General features: G+C 37.3%; 17 protein-coding genes. 10 read left to right on the top strand and 7 right to left on the bottom strand.

Translation table 11 applies throughout. The features are described from left to right. Positions 1 to 311: 311 nt before the first annotated feature. Positions 312 to 1,520: an NAD(P)/FAD-dependent oxidoreductase gene (locus ORL93_RS20840; protein WP_016132155.1), complete on the top strand. Its 1,209-nt coding sequence runs from the start codon at positions 312 to 314 to the stop codon at positions 1,518 to 1,520. A gap of 91 nt (positions 1,521 to 1,611) precedes the next feature. Here the strand turns inward: ORL93_RS20840 and ORL93_RS20835 are convergent, their stop codons facing one another. Beyond that, positions 1,612 to 2,046 carry a DUF5391 family protein gene (locus tag ORL93_RS20835; protein WP_018767485.1) on the bottom strand — a complete coding sequence of 145 codons (435 nt, stop codon included), beginning with the start codon at positions 2,044 to 2,046 and terminating at the stop codon, positions 1,612 to 1,614. 243 nt (positions 2,047 to 2,289) lie between these two features. On the opposite strand from ORL93_RS20835, the gene ORL93_RS20830 reads away from it, so the two are divergent. The 5 genes from ORL93_RS20830 (at position 2,290) to ORL93_RS20810 (ending at position 5,833) form a co-directional block, all read left to right on the top strand. Next, entirely contained in the window at positions 2,290 to 2,784 is a 495-nt protein-coding gene (locus ORL93_RS20830) for an NUDIX domain-containing protein (protein WP_003201575.1), read from the top strand. Between the two features lie 15 nt (positions 2,785 to 2,799). Further along, positions 2,800 to 3,117, top strand: a complete 318-nt coding sequence (locus ORL93_RS20825) for a YuiB family protein (RefSeq protein WP_006096380.1) — start codon at positions 2,800 to 2,802, stop codon at positions 3,115 to 3,117. Positions 3,118 to 3,202: 85 nt separating this feature from the next. Beyond that, a complete protein-coding gene (locus tag ORL93_RS20820) occupies positions 3,203 to 3,829 on the top strand; it encodes a 3D domain-containing protein (protein WP_018767486.1) in 627 nt (208 codons plus the stop codon). A 69-nt stretch (positions 3,830 to 3,898) separates the two neighbouring features. Next, a complete protein-coding gene (locus ORL93_RS20815) occupies positions 3,899 to 4,273 on the top strand; it encodes a DUF309 domain-containing protein (protein WP_018767487.1) in 375 nt (124 codons plus the stop codon). Positions 4,274 to 4,348: 75 nt separating this feature from the next. Then, complete coding sequence (locus tag ORL93_RS20810) at positions 4,349 to 5,833, top strand: leucyl aminopeptidase (protein WP_006096377.1); 1,485 nt, start codon at positions 4,349 to 4,351, stop codon at positions 5,831 to 5,833. A gap of 38 nt (positions 5,834 to 5,871) precedes the next feature. Here ORL93_RS20810 and cdaS read toward each other — a convergent pair whose 3' ends face one another. Then, complete coding sequence (cdaS, locus tag ORL93_RS20805; RefSeq protein ID WP_018767488.1) at positions 5,872 to 6,477, bottom strand: sporulation-specific diadenylate cyclase CdaS; 606 nt, start codon at positions 6,475 to 6,477, stop codon at positions 5,872 to 5,874. A 143-nt stretch (positions 6,478 to 6,620) separates the two neighbouring features. Here cdaS and ORL93_RS20800 point away from each other — a divergent pair, with 143 nt between their 5' ends. Further along, a complete protein-coding gene (locus ORL93_RS20800) occupies positions 6,621 to 8,345 on the top strand; it encodes a phospho-sugar mutase (RefSeq protein WP_018767489.1) in 1,725 nt (574 codons plus the stop codon). 191 nt (positions 8,346 to 8,536) lie between these two features. Further along, positions 8,537 to 9,424: a UTP--glucose-1-phosphate uridylyltransferase GalU gene (gene galU, locus ORL93_RS20795; protein WP_265959436.1), complete on the top strand. Its 888-nt coding sequence runs from the start codon at positions 8,537 to 8,539 to the stop codon at positions 9,422 to 9,424. Positions 9,425 to 9,463: 39 nt separating this feature from the next. Here galU and ORL93_RS20790 read toward each other — a convergent pair whose 3' ends face one another. Both ORL93_RS20790 and ORL93_RS20785 read right to left on the bottom strand, forming a co-directional pair. Next, positions 9,464 to 10,054 (bottom strand): biotin transporter BioY, encoded by a 591-nt coding sequence (locus tag ORL93_RS20790; RefSeq protein WP_018767492.1) that lies wholly within the window; start codon positions 10,052 to 10,054, stop codon positions 9,464 to 9,466. 50 nt (positions 10,055 to 10,104) lie between these two features. Beyond that, entirely contained in the window at positions 10,105 to 10,848 is a 744-nt protein-coding gene (locus ORL93_RS20785) for a DUF3298 and DUF4163 domain-containing protein (RefSeq protein WP_018767493.1), read from the bottom strand. A 93-nt stretch (positions 10,849 to 10,941) separates the two neighbouring features. On the opposite strand from ORL93_RS20785, the gene ORL93_RS20780 reads away from it, so the two are divergent. Beyond that, positions 10,942 to 11,325, top strand: a complete 384-nt coding sequence (locus ORL93_RS20780) for a hotdog fold thioesterase (RefSeq protein ID WP_006096373.1) — start codon at positions 10,942 to 10,944, stop codon at positions 11,323 to 11,325. Positions 11,326 to 11,356: 31 nt separating this feature from the next. Here the strand turns inward: ORL93_RS20780 and ORL93_RS20775 are convergent, their stop codons facing one another. After that, on the bottom strand, positions 11,357 to 12,733 hold the full coding sequence (locus ORL93_RS20775) for a glycine--tRNA ligase (RefSeq protein WP_265959434.1): 1,377 nt from the start codon (positions 12,731 to 12,733) through the stop codon (positions 11,357 to 11,359). Between the two features lie 641 nt (positions 12,734 to 13,374). Further along, the gene (locus ORL93_RS20770; protein WP_018767494.1) at positions 13,375 to 14,067 is read right to left on the bottom strand and encodes a DNA alkylation repair protein; all 693 of its coding nucleotides are present in this window, start codon (positions 14,065 to 14,067) and stop codon (positions 13,375 to 13,377) included. A 98-nt stretch (positions 14,068 to 14,165) separates the two neighbouring features. On the opposite strand from ORL93_RS20770, the gene ORL93_RS20765 reads away from it, so the two are divergent. Beyond that, a complete protein-coding gene (locus tag ORL93_RS20765; protein WP_018767495.1) occupies positions 14,166 to 14,627 on the top strand; it encodes a hypothetical protein in 462 nt (153 codons plus the stop codon). Between the two features lie 131 nt (positions 14,628 to 14,758). Here ORL93_RS20765 and ORL93_RS20760 read toward each other — a convergent pair whose 3' ends face one another. Further along, positions 14,759 to 14,893 (bottom strand): hypothetical protein, encoded by a 135-nt coding sequence (locus tag ORL93_RS20760; protein ID WP_018767496.1) that lies wholly within the window; start codon positions 14,891 to 14,893, stop codon positions 14,759 to 14,761.

Here is a 14,893-nt window from a genome sequence, read left to right as displayed (position 1 = left end):
TGCATAGATAGGATGAAAATGTATAAAATATACCAAGTAGGAAAATACATGAAAAAAAGGCTGAAAAACCCTTGAAAACGCTATGTTATTTTAAAATATTGATAATTCTCTAGGTGCTTGAATTCTGAAATAAAACCGACTAATATAGGAAAGTATTATGTTAATTTTTTATGACAAATTTCGTAAGATTTTTTGAACACGTTTTGTTATGGTTAAGAATGTGAGGAATTCCACATTCTTGACAAAATAAGTGTTTAATACTTTGGTCTTATGCTTATTTACTATTATATAAAGAAAAGGGTTGTGATTTAGTGAAAACTCCAAAAATCGTAGTTTTGGGTGCAGGTTATGGTGGGATGATTACGACTGTTCGTCTACAAAAAACATTATCTGTAAGTGAAGCTGAAATTACGTTAGTAAACAACAACAGCTATCACTACCAAGCAACTTGGTTACATGAAAGTGCAGCTGGCACATTACATCATGATAAAATCCGTCTCGACATTCAAGACGTTATTGATACAAATAAAGTAAACTTTGTACAAGATACAGTTGTAGAAATTAAAGCAGCTGAAAAACGCGTTATCTTAAAAAATGCTGAGTTAGAGTATGATTATTTAGTAATTGGTCTTGGGTTCGAGTCTGAAACATTTGGCATTAAAGGACTGAAAGAGCATGCATTCTCTATTACTAACATTAATGCCACTCGCCAAATTCGTGATCATATGGAATACAAGTTCTCTCAATATGCGACTGAAAAGCGCGATGAGTTAGTGACAATCGTTGTTGGTGGTGCAGGATTTACAGGTATCGAGTATGTAGGTGAGCTTGCAAACCGTATTCCTGAACTTTGCAAAGAGTATGATGTTCCACGTGAAAAAGCACGTATTATCTGTGTGGAAGCTGCTCCGTCGGCACTTCCTGGCTTCGATCCAGAATTAGTTGAGTACGCTGTAAAACAGTTAGAGAAAAAAGGTGTAGAATTCCGTATCGGCACGGCAATTAAAGAAGCAACTGAAGAAGGTATTCTAGTTGCGAACGGTGACGACGTAGAATTACTTAAATCTGAAACGGTTGTTTGGGCTGCGGGTGTTCGTGGTAATGGTATTGTGGAAGAGTCTGGTTTTGAAGCAATGCGCGGACGTATTAAAGTTGATGAGTATATGCACGCTCCAGGCCATGAAGATGTATTCATGGTTGGTGACGCAGCGTTAATTATTAATGAAGAGATTAACCGTCCATATCCTCCAACAGCACAAATTGCAATTCAACAAGGTTACAACATCGCACATAACTTATCCGTGTTAATTCGCGGTAAAGGCGAAATGAAAAAATTCGTGTTCGATAACAAAGGATCTGTATGTTCATTAGGACATGACGATGCAATGGGCGTTGTTATGGGTAAAAAGTTAACGGGATGGAAAGCTTCCTTCATGAAGAAAGTAATCGACAACCGTTACTTATTCTTACTTGGTGGACCTTTATTAGTTCTTAAAAAAGGTAAATTGAAGTTCTTTTAATATATAAATACAAATAGTAGAAAAAAGCAGAAACGGCTATGAGTCGTTTCTGCTTTTTTCATGTAATACAAGTTTTTCTTAAAGTTCTGTTTCAACGAACATTCAGTGTATAAGTGGACATTTTGTTTGATCGAAAAGCAACAAAAAACCAAATTATATTTGTGAGTGATACCGCCGAGCAAAAAATGATGACTCCTAAGACGGAAGAAAGGCTATAGTCATTTACGCGCATTATAATAAATACGGATGCAAGTATCACAAGATTTATGAATAGTCCCATACCGCAAAGAACTGCCATGATGAATCTCATTACCTTTATTCCTGCTATATAAAGAAGGAGAGGTACGACATAAAATACTAAAATCTCGCCGATTGATGTCCACATCCCTAAAGAGTTAAATTTATTTGCATTAGATCCTAAATCTGAGAGTGGAGAAAGGGAAGCTGAGACTAATACAGAGCAGAAGAGTAATGCAGAAACTAAGGTTACGAATACAATACCGGATTTCTTTGATTGATTTCTCATAATTTTTCACACTCCTTTCTCAATGATTATTTGCGGAGCAGCATCCAAAGAAGAACTTTGAAGAAATTCAAGGTGTTTTTTACAAAGAATTCCTACCCTATATTCTCATTATATCAAATATATGGAAAATGAGTTAACTCCATAAGGAATAAGGAAGATTATATTATTCTTACTGAAAAATATAGTATAATACATAGAAAAGAATGAATATTCTGTTGTTTCAGCTGAAAGGAGTTTTACATCATGGGGAAGCGTGGGAATGTTTGGCTAGCTGTAAGTGGACTTGTAGCCACAAAAGATGGTCGCTGGCTCTTCGTTAAGAAAAAATACGGAGGCTTAAAAGGGAAATGGTCATTGCCCGCTGGTTTCGTAAATGAGGGCGAAACAATTGACCAAGCTGTTAAGCGTGAAATTTTAGAAGAGACAGGTATTGTTGCACATGTAAAAGGAGTGATTGGCATTCGTTCTGGTGTCATACGTGATGAGATTAGTGATAATATGATTATTTTTCTACTGGAACCAGAAGGAGAAAAAGTTATTGTTCAAGAAGATGAGCTGTTTGAAGTAGCGTTTTTAAATCCTAACGATATTGCAGACGATCAAAATACTTCTATATTAGTTCGATATTTATTAGAAGGGAATACGGCACAGCTTCTTGAGATGGATGCAACATTAAATCCAGGAGATCAATTTGGATATACATCTTATCATGTATTTACGGCAGGGGATAAGAAATAGAAGGAGTGGGGAAACATGAGTATTCCAGTATTACTAATTTCAATGATGCTGTTTTTTATTTTATTTTTTGGAATTGGATTTTTACTCAATATGATTTTACGTGCTACTTGGGTGATGGTTATCATTTATCCGATTGTTTGTATACTGATCATTAATAAAGCAGGTGTCTGGGATTACTTTTCAAAACCGAAAGAAACATTTTCTTCATTTGGAACAAGTGTCTCGCATCTTGGACAAGCCGATCTTTTTATTTTATCAACTGGATTAATCGGGGCAATTTTGTCTGGTGTTGTGATAAAGAAACTACGTCAAAGCGGGTATCAAATGTTTTAATCTCCAGTTTTCTGGGGATTATTTTTTTGCATATTTCTACATCATATGGGGAATGACTAACGATGAAGGAGTGTGGAATATTAAAATGTTAAAACGATATGGTATTCGCATTATGATGACTTGTTTACTTGTAGCAGCATTATGTGTGACATGGCAAGCGTTCACAGGAGTCTCTCTACTAGAGGTTGTAAAAACATATCAAGAAGGCAATGTAAAAGAAGTACATGCAGCAGAAAGAGGGCAACAAGTTGTTCCGAGTAAAGAAGTGATAAATGCTTTAGAACAGGGAAAAGACTGGTCTAAATATCGTGTAATGGAAATGACAGCAACTGGTTATACGTCAGGGATAGAATCAACCGGTAAAAGACCTGGGCATCCGGAGTATGGCATTACATATTCAGGTGTGAAGGCAAAAAGGGATATATATTCTACAATCGCAGCTGACTTACGTGTGTTTCCGATTGGGACCATTCTTTTTGTACCAGGCTATGGATATGGTGTGGTAGCAGATAAAGGCGGAGCCATAAAAGGAAATAGACTCGATTTATATTATGAAACTGTTCAGGATGTATATAGTGAGTGGGGCAAGAAAAAAGTAAATGTATATGTAGTGAAAATGGGGAACGGTAAGTTAACAGAAGAACAGTTAACGATGCTCAATCAAGATGAAACGCTGCAAGTATTCCGCGGTCAATATTTGAAACAGAAATAGTCTAGTGAGATTGACACTAGACTTTTTTATTTGTCTTCATTCACAATATAAGAAAAACGAGGTGCGGAAGTGGAAGACTATCCTTTGGCGTATTATGAGTTTTTCGTGAAATATAATGAAGAAGATTATTATACGTGCCATGATTTACTCGAAGAAATGTGGCTAGAAGAGCGGAGCAATTTATTTTTAAAAGGCTTATTACAGATGGTAGTTGCTCAGTATCATTACAGCTATGGAAATGTAAAAGGAGCGCGGCTTATGTTGGAAGTGGCGGAGCAATATTTGAGGCCGTACTGCCCTTTGTATTGGAATTTAGATGTGAACGAAGTCGTGGTATTTATTCAAAGTTGCCGGAAAATCATACCTGAAAAGGTAGAGAAAGTCCCATATGAACAAATACATAATTTACCGTCATTACCGGAGCACATTCTATATATGAAGTGAAAGAGAAGTTAGAATTATCGCATTTTAGGGAAAATGCAGTTATAATGACAATAGAGAAATCTAGGGGGGCTGAACATGTTTCAAGTACAAAAAGAATTAGCAAGCCATGAAGCAGTAATCGTTGCTTTATTTGAAGAAGAGAAAACGAGCGGCTTTGTACAAGAATTGGACAAAGCATTTGAAGGACAATTACAAGTTTTATTAGAAGAGAAAGAGCTTAGTGCAAAGAAAAAATCCATTTCCAAACTACATAGCTTAGGAAAAACAAATGTAAAACGCTACTATTTTGTCGGTCTTGGCAAAAAAGAAGCATACTCAACAGAAACATTACGTACTTCACTTAGTAAAGCATTTAAAACATTAAAAGCTGACAAAGTAAAAGATGCAGCAATTTTACTTGATTCTTTCGTAACTGATAAGTTAGACGCAATTGATGTTGCGCATATTGCCAATGAAGTATCTTGCCTTGGTACATATGATTTACAAACATATAAAACGGACAAAAAAGAAAGTGTAGAGTTAGAAAACTTTACGGTTATTACAGCAGAAGATGCAAAAGAAATCGAAGCTGCATTAACAGTAGGGTATGTGCATGGACGTGCGACAAATTCAGCTCGTACACTTGTAAATATGCCGCCAAACGTATTAACAGCAACAAAACTTGCAGAGTATGCAGTTGAATTAGCTGAGAAATATGATATGGATTATAAAGTACTTGAGAAAGAAGAGATGGAAGAGCTTGGTATGGGTGCATTACTTGCAGTAAACCAAGGTTCTACAGAGCCACCAAAAATGATTGCTCTTATTTATAAAGGAAAAGAAGAGTGGACGGATGTTATCGGATTTGTAGGAAAAGGGATTACATATGATACAGGGGGCTACTCTTTAAAACCACGTGAAGGTATGGTTGGCATGAAAGGTGATATGGGCGGCGCTGCAGCTGTTCTTGGGGCAATGGAAATTATAGGAGAACTTCGCCCAGAACAAAACGTAGTTGCTGTTATCCCATCAACAGATAATGTTGTGAGCGGTACAGCATTTAAGCCAGATGATGTGATTACATCTATGAGCGGTAAAACAATTGAAGTATTAAATACAGATGCAGAAGGCCGTCTAGCATTAGCTGATGGTATTACGTATGCGAAGAAACTTGGTGCAAACTATCTTGTTGATATTGCAACGTTAACAGGCGGTGTCATTGTAGCGCTTGGAAACCATACAACGGGTGCAATGACAAACAATGAAACATTGTTTGAACAAGTGCTAGAAGCATCGATGGAAACAGATGAGCCGATTTGGCAATTACCGATTTTCGAGCGCGATAAAGAGCGTGTTCGTAACAGTAAATTCGCAGATTTAAATAACTCACCAGGCCGTGAAGGTCATGCGGTAATGGCGGGAACATTCCTTGGTGAGTTTGCAGAAGAAACGCCATGGGTACATTTAGATATCGCTGGAACTTCTGATACAACGAGTGCACATGATTTGGGGCCAGCAGGAGCAACAGGTGCAATGGTTCGTACACTTGCAACACTGGTTGACCGTTTTGGAGAAGAATAAGAGGTTTTTGAAAAGGCAGCGGATTACGCTGCCTTTTCTTATAAAGAAATGGTATATAACGTTCCGTTTAACGCAAAAGATGTGCGGCCTGTTTCTTCAGAGACAACTAATATGAGTGCATCGCTTTTTTCGGATAAACCTATTGCAGCTCGGTGGCGTGTTCCAAGTTTTGAATCAATCTCTATATTTTTTGTTAGAGGGAGAATGTTCGCCGCTGAAACAATATGATTACTTCTAATGAGAATAGCTCCGTCATGAAGAGGATTTCCTGGATAAAAGATAGATTCCAGTAGTGGAACGGTTAAATAAGCTTCAAGTCTTGTTCCAGTTTGAATAAGGGAATCAAGTGAATCATTTCTTTCTACAACAATTAACGCACCATGTTTCCTATCACCTAAATGATGAATTGCTGTTGTAAGGGGAGCATAACCTGATGTAAATGGTGATAAATATGCCTTTAAATAATAAGAAGCTGCTAGGGTTTGAACATTGCTTAGTAGATGATGAATTTCTTCCATTTTACATAAAATGCACTCACCGTCTTGTTCAATCGTTTGTTTCATGCTCCGTAATTCCGCTTCTACAACCTCAATCATTTGTTTCGTTTTTATTTTTAATTCGTCTGATAATCCCCATTCTTCCATTTTTCTCACCTTTTTGTTTGAATTATATAGCATTAGTGTGTGCAAATCACAATAGTAAAATCCTGCTATACTTTAAAATATATTGAGATACTTGTCGTTTTTTTCATATAATGTAGTTATGACATGCGAGAGGAGATAAGAAAATGGATTGGAAACAAGAATATAGTCGCTGGCTTTCCTATGTAAACTTAGATGCAGAACTAAAAGAACAGCTAGAAAATATGAAGCAGGATGAAAAGAAAATAGAAGATAGCTTCTATAAAAACTTAGAATTCGGTACAGGTGGTATGCGCGGAGAACTTGGTGCTGGTACGAACCGTTTAAACGTATATACAGTTCGGAAAGCAACAAAAGGATTGGCGCACTTTATTGAAAAATTAGGTGAAGAAGCGAAGAAACGTGGCGTTGTTGTCGCGTATGATTCTCGTCATAAATCACCTGAATTTGCAATGGAAGTAGCAGCTACCCTTGGTGCGCATGGCATTACAACATATGTATTTGAAAGTTTACGCCCAACGCCAGTACTTTCTTTCGCAGTGCGTTATTTACATACAGTAAGTGGAATCGTTCTTACGGCAAGTCATAATCCACCTGAATATAACGGTTATAAAGTATATGGAGAAGATGGTGGACAATTGCCTCCGAAAGAAGCAGACGAATTAATTAGCTACGTAAATGAAGTAGAAGATGAATTAACAGTAGAAGTTGCTGATGTGGAACAATTGAAAGCGGATGGCTTATTACATATCATTGGACAAGAAGTAGATGATGCATATTTAGAACAGTTAAAAACAGTCATCATCAATAAAGAAATGGTACAAGAAGTTGGAAAAAATTTAAAAATCGTCTTTACACCACTACATGGAACATCCAATATTCCAGCGCGTCGTGGTTTAGAAGCAGTTGGATTTACAGACGTAACAGTTGTAAAAGAACAGGAGTTACCAGATCCAAACTTTTCAACAGTAAAATCACCAAACCCAGAAGAGCACGCAGCGTTTGAACTTGCGATTCGTGACGGAGAAAAAGTGGGAGCGGATGTGCTAATCGCAACAGATCCAGATGCAGATCGTCTTGGCGTAGCTGTTCGTAATCACGCTGGTGAGTATCAAGTGTTAACAGGAAACCAAACGGGTGCGTTAATGCTTGATTACTTATTATCACAAAAGAAACAAAACGGTACACTTCCAGAAAACGGTGTTGTGTTAAAAACAATCGTAACTTCTGAAATTGGTCGTACAATTGCGAAAGCGTATGGCTTAGATACAGTAGATACATTAACTGGGTTTAAATTTATCGGTGAGAAGATTAAGCAGTATGAAGAAAGTGGACAATATGAATTTCAATTTGGCTATGAAGAAAGTTATGGTTATTTAATTCGTCCATTCTGCCGTGATAAAGATGCAGTACAATCTGTTTTATTTGCATGTGAAGTTGCAGCATATTATAAATCACAAGGCAAAACGTTATACAATGGTTTATTAGAAGTGTTTGCGAAATACGGTTTCTTCCGTGAAGACCTTGTATCGTTAACGCTAAAAGGAAAAGATGGTGCAGAGAAAATTCAAGAGATGATGGCATCATTCCGTGAAAATCCACCAAAAGAAGTGGCTGGCTTAACAGTGAATTCTGTAGAAGATTATAAAGCAAGCATCATTACATCACTAATAGATGGAAATAAGGAAGAAATTCACTTACCGAAATCAAATGTGTTAAAATATCAATTAGCGGATGGTTCTTGGTTCTGCCTACGTCCATCTGGAACAGAGCCAAAAATCAAGTTTTATTTTGGTGTGAAAGATGATTCCTTACAAAATAGTGAACAAAAGTTACTTGCTATTAAAGAAGATATCATGAATCGTTTATAATGAGATAGAGTGTTACTTCCATTAATGGAGGAAGAAAGAGGAGAACGTAGAACGGCCTCCTCTTTTCTTGCATATGGAAAAAATTCGCTTGCTGAAGGTGGATGAAAGGTTCACTTTATAGAAAATAGAGAATTACACCATACAATAAGAAAAGGTACTGGACGATTAGAACAGAAAAGAGGGTATTTGTTATGAAAAAAGTGAGAAAAGCGATTATTCCCGCTGCGGGATTAGGAACGCGTTTTTTACCGGCAACAAAAGCGATGCCGAAAGAAATGCTTCCAATTGTAGATAAGCCAACGATTCAATACATTGTAGAAGAAGCTGTGGCATCTGGAATTGAAGATATTATTATCGTTACTGGTAAAGGAAAGCGCTCTATTGAAGATCATTTCGATAATGCGTTCGAATTAGAACAAAACTTATTAGAGAAGAAAAAATATGAGTTACTTGAAAAAGTACAAGCTTCTTCTAAAATGGTTGATATTCATTATATCCGTCAAAAAGAGCCAAAAGGATTAGGGCATGCGGTTTGGTGTGCACGTAAGTTTATTGGTGATGAACCATTCGCTGTTTTATTAGGTGATGATATTGTTCAAGCTGAAAAACCATGTTTACGTCAATTAATTGAAGAATATGATAAAACACTTTCTTCTGTTATTGGTGTGCAAACAGTTCCAGAAGCAGAAACACATCGTTATGGAATTATTGATCCACTAGAACAAGAAGGTCGTCGTTATCAAGTTCGAAAGTTTGTTGAGAAGCCAGCGCAAGGTACAGCTCCTTCAAACTTAGCGATTATGGGACGCTACATCTTAACACCTGAAATCTTTATGTTCTTAGAAAACCAGAATGTTGGTGCAGGTGGTGAAATTCAATTAACAGATGCAATCCAAAGTTTAAATGAAATTCAACGTGTATTTGCTTATGACTTTGAAGGAAAGCGTTACGATGTTGGGGAAAAACTAGGCTTTGTTCAAACGACAATTGAAATGGCACTTCAGCATGAAGAATTAAGAGATGACATGCTTGTTATGATGAAGGAAATTTTAGAAGAACAAATGAAACAAGAGTCTTAATACAAAAAGGAGCTACTTTAAGTAGCTCCTTTTTCGTTATTATAGTCTCGAATGAGAATGCTGATAAGCAGAACGACGTACAGCATAATATATGCGAGGTGAGATGATAGCACCGATAATTGTAAAGAGCATATCTTTAACCGCGAACCACATCATAATTGTCCAAGCCGCTTTGTAACTCATATTTCCGCCCATCCAGAAGTTTACAGCTGCATACATATAAGTAGTACCAATGATATAGGTTAAAATAATTCCTGTAAAAGACGCGATTGCAAAGGTACTGAATTGTGGTTTTTCTCTTTGTTCTACTAGTTTTCCTGATACGTAAGCAACGATAATGAATGCGATAATAAAACCACCAGTAGGATCTAAAAGTGCGCCAAATCCAGCTTTGAACTGCGCGAAAATTGGTGCTCCTGCAATACCAACAAGCATATAAACAGTCATAGATAAGGCCCCAAGTCTGCTTCCAAGAAGAAGACCTGCTAAAATTGCGAAAAATGGTTGCATGGAAAGTGGAATACCAGCCACTTGTAAAAACGGTGCCCAGGATACGATATTCGCACCAATCGCCATGAGCGCAACAAACATGGCAGCTAGTGCTAAATCTAAAGCACGTAATTGTCTCATATTGTTAACCTCCAGTTGTTATTTGGTTAACAATATAGTAGCGAATCCATTTATCCGTTGTCAATTAAAATGTTTTGGTAGTTAGGCTTTAGTGCTTCTCTAAGTAAAGTGTATGGAATGCGAAATTGTGGAATACCGCTTGAGTAAGGAGCTATTTCATATAATGAGAAATAGATGACAAGATGATCGGGTTCCAAATAATAGTTAAATTTCTTTGTACTCATGACTTTTTCAGTTGCATCTGGAAAATAGATACTTTCATTTTGCTTAATTTGTCTAACGATTTCTGTGCGGATGATATCTTGATACGTACTGTCTTTTTGAAATAAGTCGTCCAAATTAAGTAATCTTTTTTCATTTAAATCAAATGTATTCGCCTTCCATGTATATAGTCCGTGTGCTCCGCCTGTATACTGATAATAATTTACATAGAGACTGAGTAAGGGAGATTTTTGCAATGTTACTTTATAGTCAACATTTGCAACATATGGATGAAAAGGAGCATTTGATTCCTGAGCCTCTGTATAATATTTTTTTGCTTCTTTCGCTAATGTTGTTTTAAAACGATCAGTAGTTGTTTTATAGTATGTATTCAACTTTTTTTGAAATTTTGCATCGTAAAAATTACTAAAATAAGGTCTGCTAATTTGATATTCAAGATAAGGTTTCTTACCTTTTTGTGTGACAGGCTTAATATCGATTGTCAGGTTAGAAGGGTGGGCTGCATTCGTATAATTTGGTACAATAATGAGCAAGGAGACTAAGAGTAATAGAATATAGAATTTGTTTTTCATGTAGATAGAACCTCCTTATATAAGTGCTATAGGTAGTTTGAAAATAAATAGGGAAAATTATACATTTTTAAACAAGAAAAAGGAGGAAGTAGTATGTCGAAAACATTAATGGATGCACTTGGGATTGAGCTGTTAGAAATGACAGAAGAAAAAGTAGTAGCAACTATGCCAGTAGATGGACGCACACATCAACCATTTGGTTTTTTACATGGTGGCGCATCAGTTGCATTAGCAGAAACTGTAGCGAGCGTAGGCTCCTATAATTTAATTGATCAAGAAAAGTGTATTTGTTTTGGTCTTGAAATAAATGCGAATCATATTCGCGCGAAACGCGATGGAATCGTAACAGCAATCGGTACGCCGATTCATAAAGGACAAACAACAATGGTTTGGGATGTGCGCATCATTGATGAAAATGATGATTTACTTTGCATTTCAAGATGTACAGTTGCAATTAAAGAGAAGCGTGAGCAATAAAAGAGGCTGCCCAGAGGCAGCCTTTCTATCATTAGAACTGGATTTTCTTCTCTAAGAAGCCTTTTAGTTCGCTAATTGGCATACGAACTTGCTCCATTGTGTCACGGTCACGTACTGTAACTGCTTTGTCTTCAACTGAGTCGAAGTCATAAGTGATACAGAATGGTGTACCGATTTCGTCTTGACGACGGTAACGTTTACCGATAGAACCAGTTTCGTCAAAGTCTACCACGAAGTCTTTTGCTAGTTCTGCGAACACTTCCCCAGCGCCTTCAGATAGCTTTTTAGATAGTGGTAAGATTGCTGCTTTGTATGGTGCTAAAGCAGGGTGGAAACGAAGAACTGTACGAGAGTCGTTTTCTAATTGTTCCTCTTCGTATGCATCACATAAGAATGCTAATGTTACGCGGTCTGCGCCAAGAGATGGCTCGATGCAGTATGGTACGTAACGTTCGTTCGTTTGTGGATCGATATAGTTAAAGTCCTCGTTAGAATGTTCCATGTGACGTTTTAAGTCGAAGTCTGTACGAGATGCAACGCCCCAAAGTTCGCCCCAGCCGAATGGGAATTTAAATTCGATATCTGTTGTTGCGTTACTGTAGTGAGATAACTCTTCCTCACCGTGGTCACGAAGACGCATGCTTTCTTCGTGCATACCAAGTGATAGTAACCAGTTTTTACAAGTGTTACGCCAGAATGTGAACCACTCTAAATCTTCACCAGGTTTACAGAAGAATTCAAGCTCCATTTGTTCGAATTCACGTGTACGGAATGTGAAGTTACCAGGTGTAATTTCGTTACGGAAACTTTTACCGATTTGGCCAATACCAAATGGAAGTTTTTTACGCATAGAGCGTTGTACGTTTTTGAAGTTTACGAAAATACCTTGTGCTGTTTCAGGGCGAAGGAAGATTTCGTTTGTGCTAGATTCTGTAACACCTTGGAATGTTTTAAACATTAAGTTGAACTGACGGATTTCAGTGAAGTCTTCGCTACCGCAATCTGGGCATTTTACTTCATGTTCTTTCATTAATCCAGCCATTTGATCGAGAGTAAGACCATCAACGATCATTTCGATGCCTTTTGCATCTAAAGCATCTTCAATTAATTTATCAGCACGGTGACGCGCTTTACATTTTTTACAGTCAATCATTGGATCGTTAAAGTTACCAACATGACCAGAAGCTACCCAAGTTTTTGGGTTCATTAAAATCGCTGCGTCTAAACCAACGTTGTATGGAGATTCTTGAATGAATTTTTTCCACCAAGCTTTTTTAACGTTATTTTTTAATTCGATACCAAGTGGACCGTAATCCCAAGTGTTTGCAAGACCACCATAAATTTCAGAACCAGGGAAAACAAAACCGCGATGCTTCGCTAAGTTTACAACTTGTTCCATTGAATACATAATAAAATCCTCCTTTTAAAAGTTAACGTATTGGCGATGACTGGATGTACTTGTTGAATGGCAATTTCTCAAGCAAGCCGCTTGCGCCTTGAAATACAAAAAAGCTCGTCTCTAGGCATTTTTGCCTAGGGACGAGCTTGTATACCCGCGGTTCCACCCTAGTTGATGTGTGCGTAAACACACAACCACTTTATCACGTATTGCTCGAGACTGCCGTTTCCTTGCTTTTTCAGGCTTTCACTATCCCTGAATCGCTTTTTGTGCAAGTACTTATAAGTCTGTCATCGCTACTATATTTTATAATAATGACCATATTCTATCATGTTCCTTTTTAAATCACAATAGAGGAACGATTGTATCTGTATAAATACAAATTGAAAAAAGGATAGAAAACCTTTCTTTTTTAGATGGGAGAGAGCGTCCGCCCATGGCTAGAAGCGGACAGTGACTTTTTTAGCCCCTTACCAAGTGAAAACAAAAGGAGAAAATAAGTGGATATCTTCTTTTGTTTTCATGGCAGGGACTGCTATGTTGGAAAATCAAGATGGATATATATGATAGAGTTTCGCCTATTTTACTATTCTTTATCATTTTAACCGAGAAGACCCCCTTCCTCTAAATGAAGTGAAGGTGGGGGTAGTTCAATCTGAAGAGGTGCTCATAGTAGAGCGAATATGTTTAATTGCTTCACGTTTGCTTAGAGGAGCAAGTTCATGATTTTGAACATATTCCCATACAACCTCTGGGCTTGTTTTTGCGTATTCACGAAGTACCCAGCCGATTGCTTTTTGGATGAAAAATTCTTTTGAAGATTTGAGTTGTCCAATGATTGAGAAGAGAAGTTTTTCATCCATTTGTTCTTTATATTTTAGTTGAAATAAGATTGCGGAGCGCTGTAACCATATATTTTCTGAAGCAATCCATTTCGGGATGTATGTTTGAATGGCTTCTGGATGTTTCAAAAAAATGCTTCCTAGGGAAGTAGGAACAATGCCATCAACGGAATCCCACCATGATTTCGTTATAATGAGTTCTTCTAAGAACGGGATGTGAGTTTTATCGAGATGCTTTTTATATTTCTGTAATAGATCGAGAGCGGCGGCTTGGAATTCGCGTTCTGGTAAATCCCAAAGTCCACGGATGACGGTTTGAAAGTCCTCTTTGTCTGGAAGTTTATGTACTTGTATGACTTCACGTAATAGCTTTCTTCTTTCCGGTGTTTGAATACCGAGAAATGGGAAATGATTTTTCATATAACGAGCCATTGGTTCTGCTTTTTCATGATTTTGATGTGCGATAAACTGTTGCTGTAAGGCTTTTACAAATGGGTGCATAAAATTGTTCTCCTTTCATGGTCTTTGTTCATATTATATAAAGAAGTGATATGAAATGGATATAAGAAATCCGATGACAGTAGAAAGGAGAGGGAGCGATGGAAGATCAAAGTATATTAGCGGGTTTTTTTGCTCTTAGTTTTGTTGCTATTGTTATTATTTTAATCTGGGCATTTATTGCGTATTTGTTAACTGCATTTGCACTCTATACAATGGCAAAAAATGATGGTGCTGAAGATGGCATTCTTGCTTTTATTCCATTTTTAAATAGTAAAGTATGGGGGGATTTGGCAAGGGAGAAGTTACCTGACTTTTTGAAAGAAGGGGCTGGATGGAAAGTATTCGGTATATACGTTGCTTGTTTTATTTTGAACTTCATTCCAATCATAAGCCTTTTAGCAAGTGTTGTAGTACTTGTTCTGTCGATTTACTTAGTATACGCCATTTTGGATCGTTATGGTACGAACGCAATATTATTTACAGTCATCCATGTGATAACATGTTCTATTTTTCTTCCGATTCACTTGTTTTTGATTCGAAATGAGCCAACGAAATATTAGAATTTATTATGAATAATCATGTTGCATATTGTCGAACGGTCGATATGTTGTTTCGAACCGCCGATATATGATGGAAAATAGAAAGGGAAAAGGCTATCGCATCTAGCGATAGCCTTTTTTGGATAGTGATTCTAAGCGAGCCACTTCCGCTTTTTATGAAATCCAGCTCCAGTGGCTAGAATGTTCGGTGGCTTCGCTTCTTCCGCCGAGGCAAAGAGCGCCTCGGCGGAAGAAGTTCCATCCCCTTCATATTCTAAGCGAACCAC

Source organism: Bacillus sp. DHT2 (assembly GCF_026241455.1).
Taxonomy (GTDB): domain Bacteria; phylum Bacillota; class Bacilli; order Bacillales; family Bacillaceae_G; genus Bacillus_A; species Bacillus_A pseudomycoides.
Note: the sequence above shows the minus strand (reverse complement) of the source record. Positions and strands in the feature narration are given on the sequence as shown.